The sequence below is a fragment of the Zavarzinella sp. genome (genome assembly GCA_041399155.1).
Taxonomy (GTDB): Bacteria; Planctomycetota; Planctomycetia; order Gemmatales; family Gemmataceae; genus JAWKTI01.
Map to the genome: position 1 here is coordinate 1,578,486 of JAWKTI010000001.1, position 17,376 is coordinate 1,595,861.

19 protein-coding genes and 2 tRNA genes are annotated in these 17,376 nt (G+C 46.0%); 9 read left to right on the forward strand and 12 right to left on the reverse strand.

Features of this window, described 5'->3' with window-relative positions:
- Positions 1-301: 301 nt before the first annotated feature.
- The 4 genes from R3B84_06560 to R3B84_06575 all read right to left on the reverse strand — a co-directional run bounded on the left by R3B84_06560 (position 302) and on the right by R3B84_06575 (position 2,094).
- On the reverse strand, positions 302-502 hold the full coding sequence (locus R3B84_06560) for a hypothetical protein (GenBank protein MEZ6140218.1): 201 nt from the start codon (positions 500-502) through the stop codon (positions 302-304).
- A 97-nt stretch (positions 503-599) separates the two neighbouring features.
- Positions 600-809: a hypothetical protein gene (locus tag R3B84_06565; protein MEZ6140219.1), complete on the reverse strand. Its 210-nt coding sequence runs from the start codon at positions 807-809 to the stop codon at positions 600-602.
- Between the two features lie 321 nt (positions 810-1,130).
- The gene (locus R3B84_06570) at positions 1,131-1,289 is read right to left on the reverse strand and encodes a Flp family type IVb pilin (protein ID MEZ6140220.1); all 159 of its coding nucleotides are present in this window, start codon (positions 1,287-1,289) and stop codon (positions 1,131-1,133) included.
- 616 nt (positions 1,290-1,905) lie between these two features.
- Entirely contained in the window at positions 1,906-2,094 is a 189-nt protein-coding gene (locus tag R3B84_06575) for a Flp family type IVb pilin (protein MEZ6140221.1), read from the reverse strand.
- 336 nt (positions 2,095-2,430) lie between these two features.
- On the opposite strand from R3B84_06575, the gene R3B84_06580 reads away from it, so the two are divergent.
- The 3 genes from R3B84_06580 (at position 2,431) to R3B84_06590 (ending at position 5,762) form a co-directional block, all read left to right on the forward strand.
- On the forward strand, positions 2,431-3,351 hold the full coding sequence (locus tag R3B84_06580) for an SMP-30/gluconolactonase/LRE family protein (protein MEZ6140222.1): 921 nt from the start codon (positions 2,431-2,433) through the stop codon (positions 3,349-3,351).
- 94 nt (positions 3,352-3,445) lie between these two features.
- Positions 3,446-4,423 (forward strand): hypothetical protein, encoded by a 978-nt coding sequence (locus tag R3B84_06585; protein ID MEZ6140223.1) that lies wholly within the window; start codon positions 3,446-3,448, stop codon positions 4,421-4,423.
- Positions 4,424-4,460: 37 nt separating this feature from the next.
- Positions 4,461-5,762, forward strand: coding sequence for a DUF3299 domain-containing protein (locus R3B84_06590; protein ID MEZ6140224.1), 1,302 nt, complete (start codon positions 4,461-4,463; stop codon positions 5,760-5,762).
- On the opposite strand, the gene R3B84_06595 is transcribed toward R3B84_06590, so the two are convergent.
- From R3B84_06595 to R3B84_06615, 5 genes are all read right to left on the reverse strand, one after another.
- Positions 5,759-6,205 (reverse strand): SRPBCC family protein, encoded by a 447-nt coding sequence (locus R3B84_06595; protein ID MEZ6140225.1) that lies wholly within the window; start codon positions 6,203-6,205, stop codon positions 5,759-5,761. The two genes, R3B84_06590 and R3B84_06595, sit on opposite strands and share 4 nt — an antisense overlap.
- Positions 6,206-6,218: 13 nt before the next feature.
- Positions 6,219-7,028, reverse strand: coding sequence for an ABC-2 family transporter protein (locus R3B84_06600; protein ID MEZ6140226.1), 810 nt, complete (start codon positions 7,026-7,028; stop codon positions 6,219-6,221).
- On the reverse strand, positions 7,029-7,736 hold the full coding sequence (locus R3B84_06605; protein ID MEZ6140227.1) for an ABC-2 family transporter protein: 708 nt from the start codon (positions 7,734-7,736) through the stop codon (positions 7,029-7,031). It abuts the gene before it with no gap.
- Between the two features lie 185 nt (positions 7,737-7,921).
- The gene (locus R3B84_06610) at positions 7,922-8,929 is read right to left on the reverse strand and encodes an ATP-binding cassette domain-containing protein (protein ID MEZ6140228.1); all 1,008 of its coding nucleotides are present in this window, start codon (positions 8,927-8,929) and stop codon (positions 7,922-7,924) included.
- Between the two features lie 55 nt (positions 8,930-8,984).
- Positions 8,985-10,094: a sulfotransferase gene (locus tag R3B84_06615; GenBank protein MEZ6140229.1), complete on the reverse strand. Its 1,110-nt coding sequence runs from the start codon at positions 10,092-10,094 to the stop codon at positions 8,985-8,987.
- A 176-nt stretch (positions 10,095-10,270) separates the two neighbouring features.
- Here R3B84_06615 and R3B84_06620 point away from each other — a divergent pair.
- Both R3B84_06620 and R3B84_06625 read left to right on the forward strand, forming a co-directional pair.
- Positions 10,271-10,345: transfer RNA gene (locus R3B84_06620), tRNA-Met, on the forward strand.
- Positions 10,346-10,449: 104 nt separating this feature from the next.
- Positions 10,450-11,424 carry a DUF1559 domain-containing protein gene (locus R3B84_06625; protein MEZ6140230.1) on the forward strand — a complete coding sequence of 325 codons (975 nt, stop codon included), beginning with the start codon at positions 10,450-10,452 and terminating at the stop codon, positions 11,422-11,424.
- A 64-nt stretch (positions 11,425-11,488) separates the two neighbouring features.
- Here R3B84_06625 and R3B84_06630 read toward each other — a convergent pair whose 3' ends face one another.
- On the reverse strand, positions 11,489-12,910 hold the full coding sequence (locus R3B84_06630) for an alpha/beta fold hydrolase (GenBank protein ID MEZ6140231.1): 1,422 nt from the start codon (positions 12,908-12,910) through the stop codon (positions 11,489-11,491).
- Between the two features lie 90 nt (positions 12,911-13,000).
- Between R3B84_06630 and R3B84_06635 the strand changes: the two genes are divergently transcribed.
- Both R3B84_06635 and R3B84_06640 read left to right on the forward strand, forming a co-directional pair.
- On the forward strand, positions 13,001-14,173 hold the full coding sequence (locus tag R3B84_06635) for an aminotransferase class V-fold PLP-dependent enzyme (GenBank protein MEZ6140232.1): 1,173 nt from the start codon (positions 13,001-13,003) through the stop codon (positions 14,171-14,173).
- A gap of 242 nt (positions 14,174-14,415) precedes the next feature.
- Complete coding sequence (locus tag R3B84_06640) at positions 14,416-15,582, forward strand: calcium-binding protein (protein MEZ6140233.1); 1,167 nt, start codon at positions 14,416-14,418, stop codon at positions 15,580-15,582.
- An 18-nt stretch (positions 15,583-15,600) separates the two neighbouring features.
- Here the strand turns inward: R3B84_06640 and R3B84_06645 are convergent, their stop codons facing one another.
- Positions 15,601-15,744, reverse strand: a complete 144-nt coding sequence (locus R3B84_06645; protein MEZ6140234.1) for a hypothetical protein — start codon at positions 15,742-15,744, stop codon at positions 15,601-15,603.
- A 141-nt stretch (positions 15,745-15,885) separates the two neighbouring features.
- On the opposite strand from R3B84_06645, the gene R3B84_06650 reads away from it, so the two are divergent.
- Together R3B84_06650 and R3B84_06655 are read left to right on the forward strand one after the other, a co-directional pair.
- Entirely contained in the window at positions 15,886-16,143 is a 258-nt protein-coding gene (locus R3B84_06650) for a hypothetical protein (GenBank protein MEZ6140235.1), read from the forward strand.
- Positions 16,144-16,419: 276 nt separating this feature from the next.
- Complete coding sequence (locus tag R3B84_06655; protein MEZ6140236.1) at positions 16,420-17,220, forward strand: methyltransferase domain-containing protein; 801 nt, start codon at positions 16,420-16,422, stop codon at positions 17,218-17,220.
- 2 nt (positions 17,221-17,222) lie between these two features.
- Here the strand turns inward: R3B84_06655 and R3B84_06660 are convergent.
- Positions 17,223-17,293, reverse strand: a tRNA-Gln gene (locus R3B84_06660).
- Positions 17,294-17,376 lie beyond the last annotated feature (83 nt).

Genomic DNA, 17,376 nt, shown 5'->3' on the forward strand with positions numbered 1-17,376 from the left:
TGTCTTGGTATTAGAATAAAATCATAACCAGTGGGTAGTGATGTCTTTTTCAGTCGGAAGGTTTCACGAAGCCAGCGCCGTAATTGATTCCGAATCACTGCCCCACCATGCTTTCTGGAAACCGAAAAGCCGACTCGGCAGTGATTGAGCCCGTTGGGTGCTGTAAACACCACCAGAAAATTGTCTGATGCTGTTTTTTTTGGGCCGTACACTCGATCAAAATCTGCAGTCGTTCGGAGATGTTCGTGGGGCCGAAATGTTGTCATAAAGCAATATTGCAATATTATAAATTGAGAATGCTTTAGCGTTTGGCAGTGTCCGCCTGCTGCACGCTGGACACAAATAACTCCTGGAGTTGTCGAATATATTTCGACGAAAAATGCAGTTTAATCTGGTTTCTGGAAACCTCTGCCAGTTTATCGTTTGAGGAGTCACTTCCCACAGATAGTTCTTTAAGCCAGTTTTCGACCACCAGGCTATTCACCGGTTCATTCGAATACATTGGACACCTCATGCAAAAACTGGATCGCTGCTTCACATTAGTTTCATACAAACATCGTTCTGCATGGACAGGACAAACTTCAGAATGGTTCTAGCCATTATTTTTCAATAAAAGTCTGGCCGCGTGCCGCAAAGAGCGCGTGCTCGTTCTCAGTCACTGGCCGTGCATTGCTTTCAAAGGCAAAATACCGCTGGAATGCAAGCAAGACGCACAAAAAAACCAAACTAAATATTAGGAGGCTTTCACAAATTAAGTCTTTCTCATTTTTTTGCATGGCAAAATGCCATGGTTTGCGTTGCTTCAGCATCAGTGGTCGTTCCAGGTGCAAGAGTGCTACCCAAGGTTACCACTTGAGGACAAATAGACAAATTTCCAGAACGAAAAAATCGAGCTAAGATATTTACTTGTAAGAGTTTGTGACGATTGCAACAGATAAGTCATTTAGTCTAGCCGATGTAAGTATGGACATGGCGATTGTAAAAACAATCAGTAACACCATGCACCATTCCGGCTTTGTTAAACGGAAACCTGTTCGTGGTAACAAATAGACCACACGTCTGAAAAGTGTTGTGAAAATCATGTTCATCCTGAACGAGATTGAGCCAATTTTCCATCAAACAGAAGTAAACTAGTTACCGCCTGTTACCGCCATCGCAGCGGGTGAATTCGATCCAATTGTTGCGATCACTCCGATACAGATGGTCACAATCAGTGCAAGCATGATTGCGTATTCTACCGCGGTAGGTCCATCTTCTTTCTTCATGAACGAAATAAAAGCCTGAGTCATTTTACGCACGATATTCCTCCCGCGAATAGGCGTGCAACCTATGTGCTCTTGTTACAGGCAATCTAGCATTGTATCCGATCCGGCAAAATCAGTATCGACCAGAGCTACTTGAAATATCCAGCGTTTTGTCAGATAATTTAGTAGAATCGTTACGACCGATCATTGACTTCTGAAGATCTTGCAAACCATGCCTGCCGATGGTTTAAAAATACCACCCCGGTAAGTTTTCAACAAGAACATTCCCTACAATCTTGGCGCTTTTCGAACATAAATTCTCGGCACAACTGGTATAATCTGAATCGGTCTCAGGCGGGATAGTAAATTTGGCAATATTCGGGTAATTGCAAAATCTGTAAGCTTGTAACTTCGCGGGATTTAAGCAGGAAGAAGCAGTTCGGGCGGGAGGCGCGAACTGCATTGGTCACAGGTGGTGAATAGAGTTGGCAAAATTGAATCGTTATCAGGCCTGCCGGATTGCTGATAACAAATGCCAAACTCCATGGCAACACTTTAGGACCATCTTCCTGACTTAACCCCCAACATCGCCGCTGGCAACTTGCACATTACCTTTGGACACTAGATGAACGGTAGAATTGCAGTTGCTTGCGCGAAAAAATTAGCTGGCTGTGGCAGAAAGTTTGTTGCCGATATTCGAGAAGGTTGAACTTGCTTGTTCGCCGAGGGTGGTAATCGCCACCAGGCAAACAACAATGATCAGTGCCAGCATTACCGCATATTCCACTGCGGTGGGTCCATCTTCTTTCTTCAGGAAACTTACCAAACTGTTGCGTACTCGTTTGAACATCTCTTTTCTCCGGTTTTTACCCTGGGGGTAACATTTTTGAGGCAGAACCTGAATCCGCCAGAACAATCAAAACCTAGAAAACAATTACAATCCGTGCGTTTGGCGAAGATGGAATGATTGGGAAAATTAGCTCGCACTCTACCGCTTGTACGACCTGTGACGGTCGTGATGAAGATATCAAATAGAACACTGTTCATGCGTGCAATTTATCGACGAACCTGCATTGATGCGTACAAAATACAGTATCATTGAAGGATTGAATCGCCATATTCAATGATTCGTTCGAATATCGAACTATTTGAGACAACAAAGATCAATAATTTTGCAAGAAATGCCATGAATAACGTTTTGTCTATCGTATTGTTGTCCAGCACAGCCCTGTCCTGTAGTGCACAAGTTCAAAAGATTGAAGATCTTGGAAACGTAGGACCTGTGAAGAAGTTGTTTGGCAACTTTAAATTCACCGAAGGCCCAGCTGCAGCACCAGATGGTTCCGTATATTTCACCGATATCCCGAATGAAAAAATCCACCGCATCACAGTGGAAGGTAAGCTGACCGCGTTTTCCGACAAATCCCGTCATTCGAATGGTCTGATGGTAAATGCACAATCGGTGCTGTTTGCATGTGAAATGGATGGTCAGTTGGTGAAATATGAGAAAGGAGCGAATTCTCGCAAAGTTGTGGCTGAAATGTACGAGGGTAAAAGATTCAACGCACCAAACGATCTGGTCCTCGACAAATCAGGTGGTATTTATTTTACCGACCCGGAATACAACGCACCCAATCCCTGGCCACAAGTGAAGCGGTGCTTCTATTACGTGTATCCAGATGGGAAAATCGTCCGCCTGGTAGATGAAGACTTTCCCAACCCTAACGGGATTATCTTGTCTCCTGATGAAAAAACGTTGTATATCATCCCATCCAAATCGCCGAAAATGCTTGCATATGAAGTACTTGCGCCTGGGAAAATAGGAAATGGGAAAACATTTTGTGAGTTAAAGCAGGAAAAAGCCAATGGTACAAGTGGTGGGGATGGCCTGACCGTGGATGTGAAAGGTAACCTATACATCACCTCGAATCTGGGCGTTCAGATATTTTCACCCGCTGGTAAACACCTAGGCACAATTTCCGTTCCGGAAGTGCCTGCAAATGTCACTTTTGCTGGCAATGAGAACAAAATGTTGTACATCACTGCCCGCACCAGCGTGTATACTTGTTCAATGCCGATAGCTGGGCATCAGTTTCCAGGGAAATGATTCGATAGTTCGAGAAAATCGCATTTTCATCCACACTTCGGGGTGTGGTGGTTCTAAGATAAATCTCGTCTTCACTCATTCATTGCGGATCTTCATGGAAATCAGCGATTACATTCCATTCGAGATTTGCCACCAACCGGAGAATCTGGATTCTCGCCTGGCTTTTGCCCAGACTTTGCAGAATTCTAACGATCCCGCCTCGCGTGCGTGGGGTGAATTTATCGATTTACAGTTGAAACTGGATGGCATGCAGGAATCTGCTCAGGAGTGGCCACAGCTAATTTCCCAGGAACGCGATTTATTAAAGCAGTTTCATACTTCGTGGGAAAAACCACTGCGTAATATCCTTCGCCCACGTTTATTGCATGTCCGTAAGTGGTTAACTTCCCAATTGTTTGGCACAGGTGGGAGTTGGGGGTACCGAAATGGCCTCATTGAAAATATCCGCACCTCTGCAGCAGGCTATCTATATGAAGATTCTCTCATTTCTGGCATTATCCCGTTGCGACGTGCAGTATTGTCTCACGCCAGCTACCACCTGCCAAAACTATACGCAGATAAGCAGCTTGGTAAATTGGCCACTTTGTATCTGATTGCTGATGCCGAAATTGATGATGACTGTGCGGTTATTTTGCAGGAAGCGGAACAATTAGGTCTCAAAATCCATAACTTCCTGTGGCCAGAAATAACCACAAACGAGATTCCACTGCTCAATCAGTTAAGGAAAAACAGCCACTCTGAAACAGAATTATCAGCGAACTACCCAATTTGGGCAACAATGGATGATGCTTCACGCTTGCGATTAAGGTCGATTGCGGATTCCGGAAGATTCCGCTACCTTATTAACCATCCACGCCCCGGGGACTATCCAGAATATCTGGATATGGTTACGTGGGTATTCCTGGGTGATCTGCTTTACCACCCCGCCTGCTGGGCGATCGTCAAAGGCCACCACGATTTGCAGGACGAACTTGGGCGAGTGAATCGATATTTGCTGACAAATGCTGACATTGAATACACTCAACAGCTTGCCCAGCAGCCTTACTTCAAAAAAGCTGAAAGCACTGCCTGATTCAACTACCATTTTTTTCTCTGAAGTGGGTAGCACTATGCACAATTCGCTCGTTTTCATTACCGCTTCCGTCCTGGGCAATATCCTTGCAAACTCTTGTTTTGCAGGCATTTACATTACATCAGATACCCCTGCCCCTTTCCCATGTCAATGGCGTGGCTACCTGTTGGAACACCGTGCTGTTCGACTTGCGGCTGTTCCCGGAAATCGCGTGAATGCTGCCCACCCGTTGCGGGAACAATATCTTCGCAAAGTAACCTTGCTTGAAGCGTCAAAACCAACTTCTGAAAGCCCGATCAGAATCGCAGATCACGTGGGAATGTATGTTCGATTAGGAAATTATGAGAAAGCAGTTCAAATCGCACGTGCCGCACCTCGATCAGCAAGTGAGCATTTTGCAATATTGGCAAATCACACTATTGCGCTATGGGAAAGTGGCAATACGCGACAGGCAATCGAAATGCAGCAACAAGTGGTCCGGTCAGCGAGTGCAGCAGATCGAGATTATGAAAATTTCCAACTCAAGTGGATGATTCATCGTGCGAAAAACCCAAAGGAAACCCTCCTGGACCCATTCGCACCCTTAGAGGCATTAATGGATCCCAAGGTGGATTTGTTAAAGCTGGATCAGGAAAAATTACGTAAGAACTTGCCAGACAAGACGTTACCACATGTCCAACAACTGGCTCTTACATTTCCACGTGATGGCAGATTACTCTGGATGTTGGGTGAGCTTGCCTTTATATACAACGATATCCGTACTTCTGCTGCCATTCTGGATGGGTGCGTCACCGAATTTGCGTTAGGTGATGCGAATCTTCGCCAGCATCGCACCCTTTTGCGCGCAGAAGCTGACCGGATTGCCAATCTTCCGGATAAAGACCATCAGCAATATCGTGGGGTGGCCATGTTTCGTTCGTTTCGTCCCACCGTGCGAAAATTGGATTCCCAACTATTACCGGAAATCAGGCCAAATGAAGTGAACGAACTCCCCTGGATGGTTGTGAATGAAACCATCATTAAACCACCGTTTGAACCGAATTTTCACTCTCATCTTCAACAGTTGGATCAAAAAAAGGTAGCGTTGACTGGTTACATGCGCCCACTGACTAACGACCTGGAGGTGGGAGGCTTTATGTTGTTGGAATTCCCCGTGGGTTGTTGGTTTTGCGAAACACCCGAACCCACCGCCATTATTTATGTCGAGTTGCCCTTGGATAAATCGGTCACGATCATGACAAATCGTGTTCGTGTTACAGGGACATTGCGGTTGAACAAAGATGATCCCGAAGATTTTATTTACAGCATCGACAACGCACTGATTTCCCGACCAGATTAAGCTTGAATGCTCAATTCGCAGTAGTTTTTCAAATGGATCAGTTCTTTTTGCAAGGCTCTTCGCATGGTCCCCCGCATCATCCAGATCAATATTCTTGTGAAAAATTGATGTGGCTCAAAATCCACTTGAAGCGTCAATAATGTCTGATAACCTTCGGGATTTACCTCAAAAATATTCGTCCAGGTACAGTTATATGCTATTGCCTGAGTCGTAATTGATCTGTTTGCATGATAATCGACGACTTCCATTTCCGTTGAAATCAGTTGATCGCCAATTTTTCTGGTATCCCGAACGCGAGTACCGATTACCCCGTATGGTTCGGAGAGAACTTCCATCTGGATGACATCTGGGATTGCATCAGCATAGATGCGCGGGTCTGCAACTACCTGAAAAACCCTTCTATAATCCGCATCAATTAAAATTTCCAGGGAAATACCTTTCATGGACCCAACGTGGTTAACTGCTGGCACTTCGATAGTGTTTTAGGGAATATCGAAAAAAGATTCGACTTAGTATCAGTAGAAGTACTGCCGCAGCAATCATATAAACCGCAAAAGCTGGCTGAAAAGTTTTCATCATGCTGCTCGCTGGAACGTTCACTACAAGCATCACTGGTACCAGAAATGTAAAGAACCAGCCAATGGAATGAGCCCAGGTATTGGTGAATATATCCTTGGGATACCTAACCAGTGTGGTGAAAAGCCACCAGATTTCAAACAGGCTTTGGTTACGTGTCATCCAGACTGCCAATGACGTGAACATTAACAGAAAGCCGTACGCAATTGCCACCCCACACAGCATCAACAGTGGGAATAGCAAAACTGCCTCACAGGAAACTTGCCATCCCGTCTGTGCAGTGCCATAAATCATTAATGAAATCCCAAGAATCATGTTTGGAACGGTCGACCAGTCCACCGTTCGGCAACTGACCAGAAACTGTTCATCAATTGGCTTGATCAGATAAAAATCAAATTCACCACTACGGATGATTTCTGCAAATCGCCCACAATTCACCAGAAAGAGGCTTTCAATGATGGCAAGTAGTGTGTAATGGCAACCAATGAAGAACAAGTATTCCGATTCTGACCAGGAAGCAACGTGGGAGGTTTGACGAAAGACTGCTCGATAGAAAATCAGCAGCAAAACCAGCCATAACGCTTCCACAACCACTTTAATGAGAAAATTCCCACGAAATGATGCCTCTCGGATCAATCCATATTTGGCCAATGCCCACCAGATTCGCAGATATCTCAACAGAAAGTACATTTAACCCCCGAAGGCACTGTAGCGTTTCAGGCCAATTCGAAACAACAGTCGGGAACAGCACACCAGGCCAACCGCCCAGCATGCTTCCAGTATTAATGCTTGATACAACGCTTCGCCAGACAGTTTCTGAAGAAAGATCACCGCCGGAAAATACGCTAAGTACTGAAAAGGTAAGTACTTAAAGAGCTGTACCCAGCTTTCCGGCAGTAAATCCAGTGGGAACATGTGCCCAGAAAGAAAATAATTCAACGTCCCCACCACGTACAGCAGAGACGACACTTCCAGAAACCAGAAACCCAGCATTCCCATGCATGCTTCAAAGTGGAAACCGATTACGAAACCCAGAATCAGCGCAAGTGCATACAGAATAGTGGTTTCCGTATCTGGCCATGGTGGAAGATAATGGCGACAAATGAAAAAAAGTAATCCATAGGGTAATGCGGACATACAGATGTAAGCCATCTTGTGGGCAATTCGATAGCTGATGAGATAATTCAGCATATCGATCGGTTGGAGAAGGTATTTTTTCAGATTGCCATCTCGAATATCAGTCGCGATCCCACGTGCCAGCGAAGGCATGCTGGAAAACATTCTGCTGATGTGGACCAGCAGAAGATAAGAAATCATTTCATTCAAGCGATAATTGGCGATTAGATCTTTTCCAGCTCCACGGTAGATGGCGTGCCACAATAAAATCGTGGTCAACATTGGCAAAAAACGGAATAGCGTGCTCAAAAAAAAATCGACCCGGTATACCATCCGTTCCGAAAGGGCTACCCGCCATACCTTGCGATATTTTCCAAGCCAACCGCTTTTCACTATCGGACTTTGTTCCATTTTGTTCCCAACAACAGCCGAAGTCGAACTCAAAAACCAAAACTTGTGAGTTTTTTCTAATTTTTATCCGGATCTGGATCAGAATCTTCCACACCTTGGGCAAATACCTTTGCAATTACCTCTTCCAGTGGGGGATCTTCTACATTCATATCAACCACCGAAAAACTCATTAAAATCTTCTGCAGCACCGTCGGCAGTTCGGTGCGTGCCACCCGTAGCTCAATGACAGGCCCATCATGCCGCACCACTTCGCCATAACTTAAGAATTGATCAGCACTTACGACTTCTGCCAAATGCAGAGTCAACAATTTGAATTCCCCAAACAGGTTGGTGATGTCTGCCAGCGAACCATCATAAACCAACTGACCATGGTTGATGATCATCACCCGTTTGCACAAAGCTTCCACATCTTTCATGTAGTGGCTGGTCAGTAACATGGTGACCCCTTTGGCCTGATTCAATTCGCGCAGGCATTTTTGAATCGTTACCTGGGCCACCACATCGAGACCGATAGTGGGCTCATCCAGCAGCAGTAATTGCGGTTGGTGTAACAGCGAAGCAATCAGTTCCATTTTCATCCGTTCGCCCAGTGAAAGCTCTCGCACTGGCTGGCGGATGTGGTCCTTTACCTGAAACAATTCGATGAGATCATCAAGTGTCTGTTGAAACTGGGTCGGATCGATACTGTAAATTGCCCGATGGAGATCAAAACTGTCTGCAGCTGGTAAATCCCACCAAAGCTGGTTTTTCTGGCCCATGACAAGTGCAAACTTGCGTCGGAAGGCATCGGGGCGGTCCCACGGAGTGTACCCTAACACCTTAGCAGTGCCGGAGTTAGGAAAAATCAACCCAGAGAGCATCTTCAGCGTCGTGGTTTTCCCCGCACCGTTGGGGCCCAGAAAGGCCACCATTTCTCCAGGCTCGATTTGAAAACTGACTCGTTTGACGGCTTGCACCACTTTGTATTCGCGGCGAAATAAACCTGTGGACGCACCTCTCAGCCCACTTTTCTTCTGGTAAACGCGATAACTTTTGCACAGTTCATTCGCCTCGATAATTGGCATCGCGTGCAGCACTCCAGTGGGTAGAAGTAACTATTCTAGCGAGTCAGAACGTCTGTTAACCAACTGATCGAACGGGATAGCATTGCGATAGCAGTAAATCGCTCAAATTATCATTAATATATTTGATCATTGCTGGGTCCATCTGCCACTTGTTTTTCTCATAATTGGCGTGGACAGTCAGATACCCATCCAATCCGGGTTGAATCCGCTCAAAATCCCCCAGGCTTAGGTGCTGATAGATTGATGCAATCGAATCGCGAGGATTTGCCACCAGATCTTCGTAGCGGATTTCGTATAACTGCTTATCTGGTATCAGTTTACGTGTGTTCTGATAGCGTTCGATCACGTGGCGATAGGTACGCACCACGTGGTGCTCAAGGTCGGGCAGTTTGGGCACTTGTAAGCCCTGCGCCAGAGTTAATCTCTTCCAGAGATTTACCGTGGAAGGGTATACCGAATAGGGGTCGCGGGTGATGTAAATGAACCGTGCATCCGGAAACATTCGCATGAGTGTTGGAATGCGGCAGGTGTGAGTGGGCGATTTTAAGACCAGCCTGCGGGAGTCGTTATATTGCAGCATTTTCAGAAAGTGCATCAGCCCGCGTTCCCACTGCAACTGCTGGCGTGCTGGCAGACTATCGATATTCAGCAGATCATAACTGGGGTATCCTTCGTTTGGAAACGCCATCCAGTTGTAAGGTGAAGGTAGCCCCATTAATGCCAGGGCGAATTCATCTTCCTGTGGGCGATCCCAGCCGATTTCCATGTTGTCCATTGGCCGCTTTTGGGGAAGCAGCCACTGAAAGTTGTCCCGCACCAGTTTCTCGGTGAGAAGTGGATGCAGCGGGTCAAAACACTGGTAAGTAGTAGGGAAACCATGTGCCGGATCGGTTATCAGCAATTCATGCAGCAGTGTGGTCCCACTGCGCCAATGCCCAAGAATAAAGATTGGTGGCACAAGATCGGGAAAAGTAGATGGTGGGTGCAGACGGTTCTGTACCACTCGCAGAAAAGAATGCGAAAGACAAACCGCCAGACCAATGGGAGCCACGTGCAGGTGCTTCCAGGAAAAGCGAAAACGTGCCTGCCCCATCAGTCGCAACCAGTGGGCCAAATCTGCGCCCAGCCAAAGGTGTGCCTGCCATTCCGGTTTTTTTTCACTCAACTGCGAACCCTGCCAACTTTGTACTGTCTATCTACCGTTGTAAGACTTGGCAGACGGTTTGGAAAACGCAGGTCTTTGAAACTCGGTATTGTGCTGGCTTACTGGCTAAATTAAAGTTTCTTGCGAAATACCTTCCAACCTACTTGTCGAAAGGCTTGCAAATGTTAAGATAATATTGCGGCGTGGAGCAGCTCGGTCAGCTCGCCAGGCTCATAACCTGGAGGTCACAGGTTCAAATCCTGTCGCCGCGACTTTTCAATTATTTATTTCACTTTAATATCATTGTCCTCAAGTTATTGAGCCCAAAAACTTCTCTAATAGAGTTCATTTCTTTTTCAATGCGGAGAATACCCACATGGCATCCGAACGAGATGATTTTGATTACCCACGCGATGATAAGTCCCGGCGTCCCAGATCTTATCGAAGAGACGAAGAGGATGGTGATGAGAGAGATGATTTCGAACGTCGCCCACGCCCTGCTCCGCCACGTGAAGGCAATGGCATGGCAACAGCAAGCCTGATACTGGGATTGCTGTCTGCTTGTTTTGGCCCAACGACAGGCATTGTCGCAATCATCCTGGGAATCATCGGATATACGAAATCTAGTAATAGTGGTGGTGAAATAGCTGGTAAAGGCAAAGCAATTGCAGGCATAGCACTTGGACTGTTTTTCACTGTAATGATTGTTCCCATCTTACTTTATGCTGTTAAACACGTAAGAATGACGGCAAACATGGCAAAATCGACCAACAACTGCAAGCAGATACTGGTAGGATTCCACGCATACAATGATGTAAATGATCGTATACCGGAGCCTTATGTAATAGATGAGCAAATGAATGTAAACAGAGATTTGAGCTGGCGTGTTTCACTACTTCCCTACATCGAACAAGATAATATTTATCGTAGTATCGATCTGTCTGCAGAATGGGATTCGCCAGAGAATCTGAAATACACTACAATGTATATTCCTACTTACAGTCCACCATACCTAGGTCGTCTGGATAACCAGACACCGTATCGTAGCTTTGTTGGACAAGACACGGTTTTTGACTTTTCCAGAAAAGTGCAAATCAATAGAATTCCAGACGGTTCATCCAACACGTTGATTTTTGTTGAAACGACCGATACAGTTCCGTGGGCTTCACCTCAGGATATCCCCTATAAAAGAGGGATGAATTTTCCATCATTCGGTCCTGCCTCTGGTCGCCATTTTCTGGTGGCAATGGCAGATGGTTCGGTAAAACGAATGCGCAAATCAGTTTCCCCACAAATCATCCATGGCTTGATCACCATTAACGGCGGGGAACCGGTGAACGAGGAAGATTAGCGATTCCGCCTGAACGCGGCTTGTATCAGAGACATAAACGAGTATGTAGAGATTGCATCCAACATTATCTCTTCAAAATCCACTGGGCCATGACATCCAGCACTTTTGGTGAGATCGTTTGTTCGATAAGCCCATATTCGTTTAGTTGGCCTGATTTACACTCTTGAAATAAGTGATTTAAGCCGGGGAATTCCTTAATTTCAAAATGAGAGTTCTTCCCAGCCATCAATGCCTTTTTAATTCCATTGAGGTTGTCTTTTGGCTTTACCTGTACATCTTTGCCACCATTCAACGCGAGAACCGGACATTTTGTTTTCTTGAAGAACTCAGTTGGATCGTGGGAAACAAACCAGCACATCCATGGGTCTGCCAATCTGCCAATAATTGTTGCCTTCCCCTTGGTAAGACTGTCCTTTGCTTCTCCAACTGGTAAGTCGGTGATAAATTCGTCTAACGCCTTAGTCATATTCTTTTCAATGATTTCTGGCTTTTCACCAGATTTCATAATGGGAACCAGTTTTTCAAGCATCTTGCGGGATTGTGCAATTTCGTCTTTTGCATTTGGGTCAAGTTGCAACGCAAAATCCTGCATTTGAGTGTAGAGAATCTGCTCGCCAGTGATGCCAGGTCCTGCTAACGAAATGATAAATGCGACTTCTTTTGGGTTATTGCTGGCTACCAAGGGTGCTACCAGTCCACCTTCGCTGTGTCCACAAATCCCAATTTTCGATGGGTCAACTCCCTCGGCTTTCTGAAGCATTTGTATTGCAGCCAGACAATCGCTGGCGAAATCTGCCGAAGTAGATCCTGCAAATTTGCCTTTGGATTTGCCCACACCCCGTTCATCGTAACGAAAACTGGCAATTCCATTGCGGGCAAAGTGGTCGGCGATGACCCAGAACGGTTTGTGCCCAAAAAGGGTTTCATCGCGATCCTGAGGGCCTGATCCACTGACCAGCACTACCGTAGGAAAAGGCCCCTTCCCGTCTGGTAAAGTTAATGTGCCTGCAAGTGAGATTTTTGCCTCTTCGTTTTTGAATTCAAGTTCGCGAACCAAATAAGGGAAAGGTGGTTTGGGCATTTGTGGGCGGAGGGAAACAGGAATTTTTTCGATTTTTTGTAATTTCAACTTCAATTCAACGCCACCCTGTTTGAAATCGGCTTTCATCTCCGTGGCATTGACCTGCTCGCACTTGAAATTAATGCCAGCGAGCTTTAATTCAATATTCAGATTGTTGTCCGTGTGTTCAATTGAAGAAAAAGGCACTTTTGCATTACCCTGATCGAGACTGATCATTTGTCCGGACAGTTTTCCTTCTTTCTCTTTGGTAATCTCCAAAACAATTCGCAGATCGATCACGCCAATTTTCAGGGTCCCCAGCCATAAACCAGTGGGCTGAAACTGTACGACTGGCTTTACCTCGTCGGCAAAAGTACCTGGTGAAATCAGGCACCCCACGAAAAAACAAAAAATACTTCTAACCATGATTTGAACATCCTAATGAAAGAACTTTCATGTCGAATCTGTTGTATATCATGGTAAATTGAAGTAAGTATTCAATTGGTAAGGACTTGGATGAACAATTCCCTTCCGGCAATCCTGGGTGGCGAACCGGTACGTCCAAATGGCTCTCCACACTGGCCACCTCACAGTTCTCGCATTATTGAGGCAATTAATCAGGCACTTTCCAACAATACGTGGGGACTTTATCATGGCCCCGCAGTCAAATCGTTGGAAAAAGCCCTCACGGAATACTTTGAAGTAGAAAGTGCGATCACCTGCGCCAGCGGTACCTTGGCAATGGAGATTGCCCTGCGTGCAGCCCAGGTTGGTGGGGGCGATGAAGTGATTCTATCTGCCTACGATTATGAGCCTAACTTCTTGAATATTCTGCACTTAGGTGCAAAACCCGTCCTGGTAGATACTAGTGCACAACTTCCTGTCGCCGATTTCGACCAGTTGCTGACAGCGATTTCAGATCGAACCAAAGCCATTATCTTATCCCACATGCATGGGGCAATTATTCCCGTACAGGAATTGAGAGAGCGTTTGAATCAGCCGATCGTGATCATTGAAGATGCCGCCCAGGTGCCTGGTGGCAGTATTGGATCTCGTAAACTGGGTAGTTTAGGCGACATCAGCGTGATCAGTTTTGGTGGCTCGAAATTACTTTCAGCTGGGAGGGGTGGTGCTTTGCTGGCACAATCCCCACAGTTGATGCAACGCGCCAAACTGGCTCTATCACGTGGCATTCAACAAATTGCAGTACTTTCGGAATTACAGGCAACGGTACTGTTGCCGCAGCTGCTGGAATTGGATTTGATGACTCAGGACAGACAGCAAAAAGTAAGTTTGATCAGTAGTGAAATCCAGAATTTACCCGGGATACAGTTGTTTTCCAACCTGGATTCATGCACCATACCTGCTTACTACAAGGTTGGGTTCTGGTATGATTCCGCCAAATTCGGAATGCCCCGTTCGCTCTTTGTTCAGGCAATGCATGCAGAAGGAATTCCTTTTGATCCGGGCTTTCATGCCTTGCATATAGGACGTGCTAAAAGTCGTTATCTTGCCGGAAGTGCAGGTTTTCCAAACGCGGAACGTGCCCACAGAGAAATTGTGAAGTTGCACCACCCTGCCCTGTTAGGAACAGATGCCAGCGTATTAGAAATCGTGTCTGCATTGAAAAAAGTTGCACAATATTCAACTGAAATCAACACAACCTTGGGCTCCATGTGCCCTAATTAGTCGACATAAATATACAAGTACTGTCAAAAACTGACAAATCAAGTATTCTTGCATGTGAAGTGCTGCAGATTTAGAACGCCGTTAGAACAAGATTTTTCGGCTGTCAAACCATTTTTTCAATTTTTTCAAAAATTGTGCTTGTGCGCGACTATTTTGCCGTTAAGATAATTACTTCCTAATCGCGTGGTTTATTTACCCCCTCAGACCGCACGGTGCATACCCAGTTAGTGGGGGTAAGAACGTTGCGCAAAATTATTAGCTCTCAGCACTCTAAGTCTTTACGAAATAGTACTTTACTTCATTTAGAATCACTCGAAACACGAGATAATCCCAGTGGGATTACTGCTGCCCTTCGACATGGTTTACTGTACGTCTATGGCACAGAAAATAACGATTCAATTATATTACAGGCTGTTAATGGACATATCGCAGTAACTGATATCGCCATCGACCACCATGGAAGTTACGTGGGTAGTGTTCCAGCTAATGAAGTACGCACCATTCTGGTTTATGGCGGTGCGGGTGACGACCTGATTGATCTCAGCACGCATGAACGAGGAATGGATCCCATTGTGGCATCCAGCCTCCTTTATGGTGCAAATGGCAACGATGTCATTAAAGGCGGTCAGGGAAACGACCAGATTTTCGCTGGCGAAGGGAACGATACCCTGGTAGGAAACGCTGGCAATGATGTGCTTTATGGAGAAAACGGTGATGACATTGGCTGGGCGAATGAGGGCGACGATGTAATTTACGCAGGTGATGGCCACGATCAGTTCTTTGGTGGCAGTGGCAACGACACCATGTATGGAGAGAGTGGCAACGACCTACTAGATGGTGAATCTGGCAATGACCAGATTTTTGGTGGGACAGGAAATGACCGGATCTATGGCGGCGATGGCACCGACTACCTGTATGGTGAAGCGGGCCACGATTTGCTGGATGGTCAGCAGGATGATGATTTCCTGTATGGTGGAGTCGAAAACGATTATCTTTATGGTGGTAATGGTAACGACACCATTTTTGGCGAAGCAGGACTCGACTTACTTGATGGTGGAAGCGGCAACGATGAACTTCACGGCGGGGTAGAAAACGATACCATCCTGGGTGGTTCTGGAAATGATCTCTTGATTGGCAATGCTGGCGATGATCTTCTTTATGGTAACGAAGGGGATGACACGCTCCTTGGTGGCGAAAATAACGATTTGCTCGATGGCGGCATTGGCAATGATTTTCTTGATGGTCAATCGGCTGCCGACCAGGTTTTAGGTGGCGATGGTGATGACACAATCGTGTTTACCCCTTGGGAAGACGTTGTGGATGCGGGTGCGGGTACGAATTACTTTGTAACACCCGTGGATACAACACTACGACGTGCCAGCCGATTTGCGCCGCAAACGAATAGCTGAGATTGAATAAATGAGAATTTATTCAGAATAATATTGTTGAGATTGGGTCCCGCCACCCAAGGCTGGTACAACCACCCTGTTGTTACCAGCCTTTTTCTTTTTACGCGAACGCTGTGGATCATTTAAAGCATTGGTTGAGAGTTTCTTATTACGCAAAGCCATTTCTTCTTTTTATTTCCTGTCGGATGTGGATGATCGATCTGCTGCAGTGGAATGGATAACGTTGCAGCACCTGACGCCAGAATCTTTCTAAGATAGATTCGTTCGATCTGAAACTCTCTTCTGACGGGACGGAATTGATTCATGGGCGATTACGAACTGGTAATCAAGTGGTGCAAAACATTTGAACAAATGTTAGAGCAGGGTTTGGGTGCACAGGGCCGCGGACTGCACGAAAAAGTTTCAGCGGTTCAGACAAAATTACCCGAAGCTTTGGTTAAAAAACTGCGTTTTGTGGCCACCATTCGGAATAAGTTGGTGCATGAATCGAGCATGGACAAGTTGGACGATCGCCCACGTTTCGAGTTGGTATGTCAGGAATGCCATACAGCTGCTGACTGAAATGCTCCGCCCACCAGTGGTGATCAAGAAATCTGGGTGCTTCGGTGCGATAATTGCGATTGCGGTAGTTGCCAGCACCATCACCGCGTGCGTGGCACTGGGATTTTTATGAATCAACTTTCACAAGTGAAAGGATTTCCATCGTAAGTACCTACTTTTGTAAAAAAATCGAGAAAAACCCAATTTCATGTAAACTTTTTTCTACTATCAGCGTTATTAATATATAATTAAGTACAGTCATTTGTTCCGATACGTGCTGAACAAGAAGAGCGCTAGATGGATAAAAAAAAGAAAAAGAATGTGCAAAAATGGATAGCCCAGCCTGGTGCGATTGAACGAGAGTTTGGTATTCCGATTGCTGGTATCATTCAGGAAAAAGATAAATGGACCCAGACAGCCCTGAAAAGTTACCCCTCAGAGGGGAAATTGAACTGGCTTGAGTTGTTTGGTCGAGCCGCACCCGTGGTGCTGGATTTGGGATGTGGCAATGGGCGTTCAACATTGGCCAGTGCCTGGTCTCGACCGGAGTGCGATCACCTGGGTATTGATACGTTACCGGTAGTAATTCGTTACGCACGTCGACGTGGCAACCAACGCGGTTTGAAAAACCTTAAATTTGCCGTCGGGGGTGCCTACGAGTTGTTGGACCAGTGGGTAGAACCAGGAAGTGTGGCCGAGATTCACTGCTACCACCCACAGCCGTATTACGATCCACGCGAGGTGCACAAACGCCTGATTACGCCAGCATTTTTAACGCTGGTCCACCGTGCCCTGCAGCCTGATGGTCAGTTTGTGATTCAAACCGATCACCCGGGGTATTGGCAATATATCCGCGAGATCATGGGTTATTTTTTCCAATGGGAAGAACGAATCGGCCCATGGCCAGACAGTCCCAAAGGCAGAACCCGGCGGGAGATCATTGCCATCCGCAAAGGACTACCAGTTTTTCGTGGGATTGGAGCACCGATCAGGGAATTAACCGAAGAAAATTCAATTCGGTTGGCAGGATTGTTGCCCGATCCAGTATTTGAAGCAGACAGGAGATTAATCGAATTGGATCATCAAGAAAGAATGTGAAGTTCCGGGAGCTGGATTCGAACCAACACCAACAGGTTCAGAGCCTGTCATTCTACCATTAAATTATCCCGGATCGTTGGACGCTATGTTGTTTATCGTAGTAACTTTCACCACATTTTAGACAGCATTCGCAAACGGAATGTTCGCAACTTTTCT

Excerpts from the sequence above, each read along its gene's own strand:
- R3B84_06610 (MEZ6140228.1), bottom strand. The coding sequence starts at position 8,929 with ATGCCAATTATCGAGGCGAATGAACTGTGCAAAAGTTATCGCGTTTAC.
- R3B84_06650 (MEZ6140235.1), top strand. The coding sequence starts at position 15,886 with ATGGGCGATTACGAACTGGTAATCAAGTGGTGCAAAACATTTGAACAA.
- R3B84_06655 (MEZ6140236.1), top strand. The coding sequence starts at position 16,420 with ATGGATAAAAAAAAGAAAAAGAATGTGCAAAAATGGATAGCCCAGCCT.
- R3B84_06605 (MEZ6140227.1), bottom strand. The coding sequence starts at position 7,736 with ATGTTGACCACGATTTTATTGTGGCACGCCATCTACCGTGGAGCTGGA.
- R3B84_06565 (MEZ6140219.1), bottom strand. The coding sequence starts at position 809 with ATGCTGAAGCAACGCAAACCATGGCATTTTGCCATGCAAAAAAATGAG.
- R3B84_06580 (MEZ6140222.1), top strand. The coding sequence starts at position 2,431 with ATGAATAACGTTTTGTCTATCGTATTGTTGTCCAGCACAGCCCTGTCC.
- R3B84_06575 (MEZ6140221.1), bottom strand. The coding sequence starts at position 2,094 with ATGTTCAAACGAGTACGCAACAGTTTGGTAAGTTTCCTGAAGAAAGAA.
- R3B84_06600 (MEZ6140226.1), bottom strand. The coding sequence starts at position 7,028 with ATGTACTTTCTGTTGAGATATCTGCGAATCTGGTGGGCATTGGCCAAA.
- R3B84_06630 (MEZ6140231.1), bottom strand. The coding sequence starts at position 12,910 with ATGGTTAGAAGTATTTTTTGTTTTTTCGTGGGGTGCCTGATTTCACCA.
- R3B84_06645 (MEZ6140234.1), bottom strand. The coding sequence starts at position 15,744 with ATGGCTTTGCGTAATAAGAAACTCTCAACCAATGCTTTAAATGATCCA.
- R3B84_06625 (MEZ6140230.1), top strand. The coding sequence starts at position 10,450 with ATGGCATCCGAACGAGATGATTTTGATTACCCACGCGATGATAAGTCC.
- R3B84_06570 (MEZ6140220.1), bottom strand. The coding sequence starts at position 1,289 with ATGACTCAGGCTTTTATTTCGTTCATGAAGAAAGAAGATGGACCTACC.
- R3B84_06635 (MEZ6140232.1), top strand. The coding sequence starts at position 13,001 with ATGAACAATTCCCTTCCGGCAATCCTGGGTGGCGAACCGGTACGTCCA.
- R3B84_06585 (MEZ6140223.1), top strand. The coding sequence starts at position 3,446 with ATGGAAATCAGCGATTACATTCCATTCGAGATTTGCCACCAACCGGAG.
- R3B84_06560 (MEZ6140218.1), bottom strand. The coding sequence starts at position 502 with ATGTATTCGAATGAACCGGTGAATAGCCTGGTGGTCGAAAACTGGCTT.
- R3B84_06595 (MEZ6140225.1), bottom strand. The coding sequence starts at position 6,205 with ATGAAAGGTATTTCCCTGGAAATTTTAATTGATGCGGATTATAGAAGG.
- R3B84_06590 (MEZ6140224.1), top strand. The coding sequence starts at position 4,461 with ATGCACAATTCGCTCGTTTTCATTACCGCTTCCGTCCTGGGCAATATC.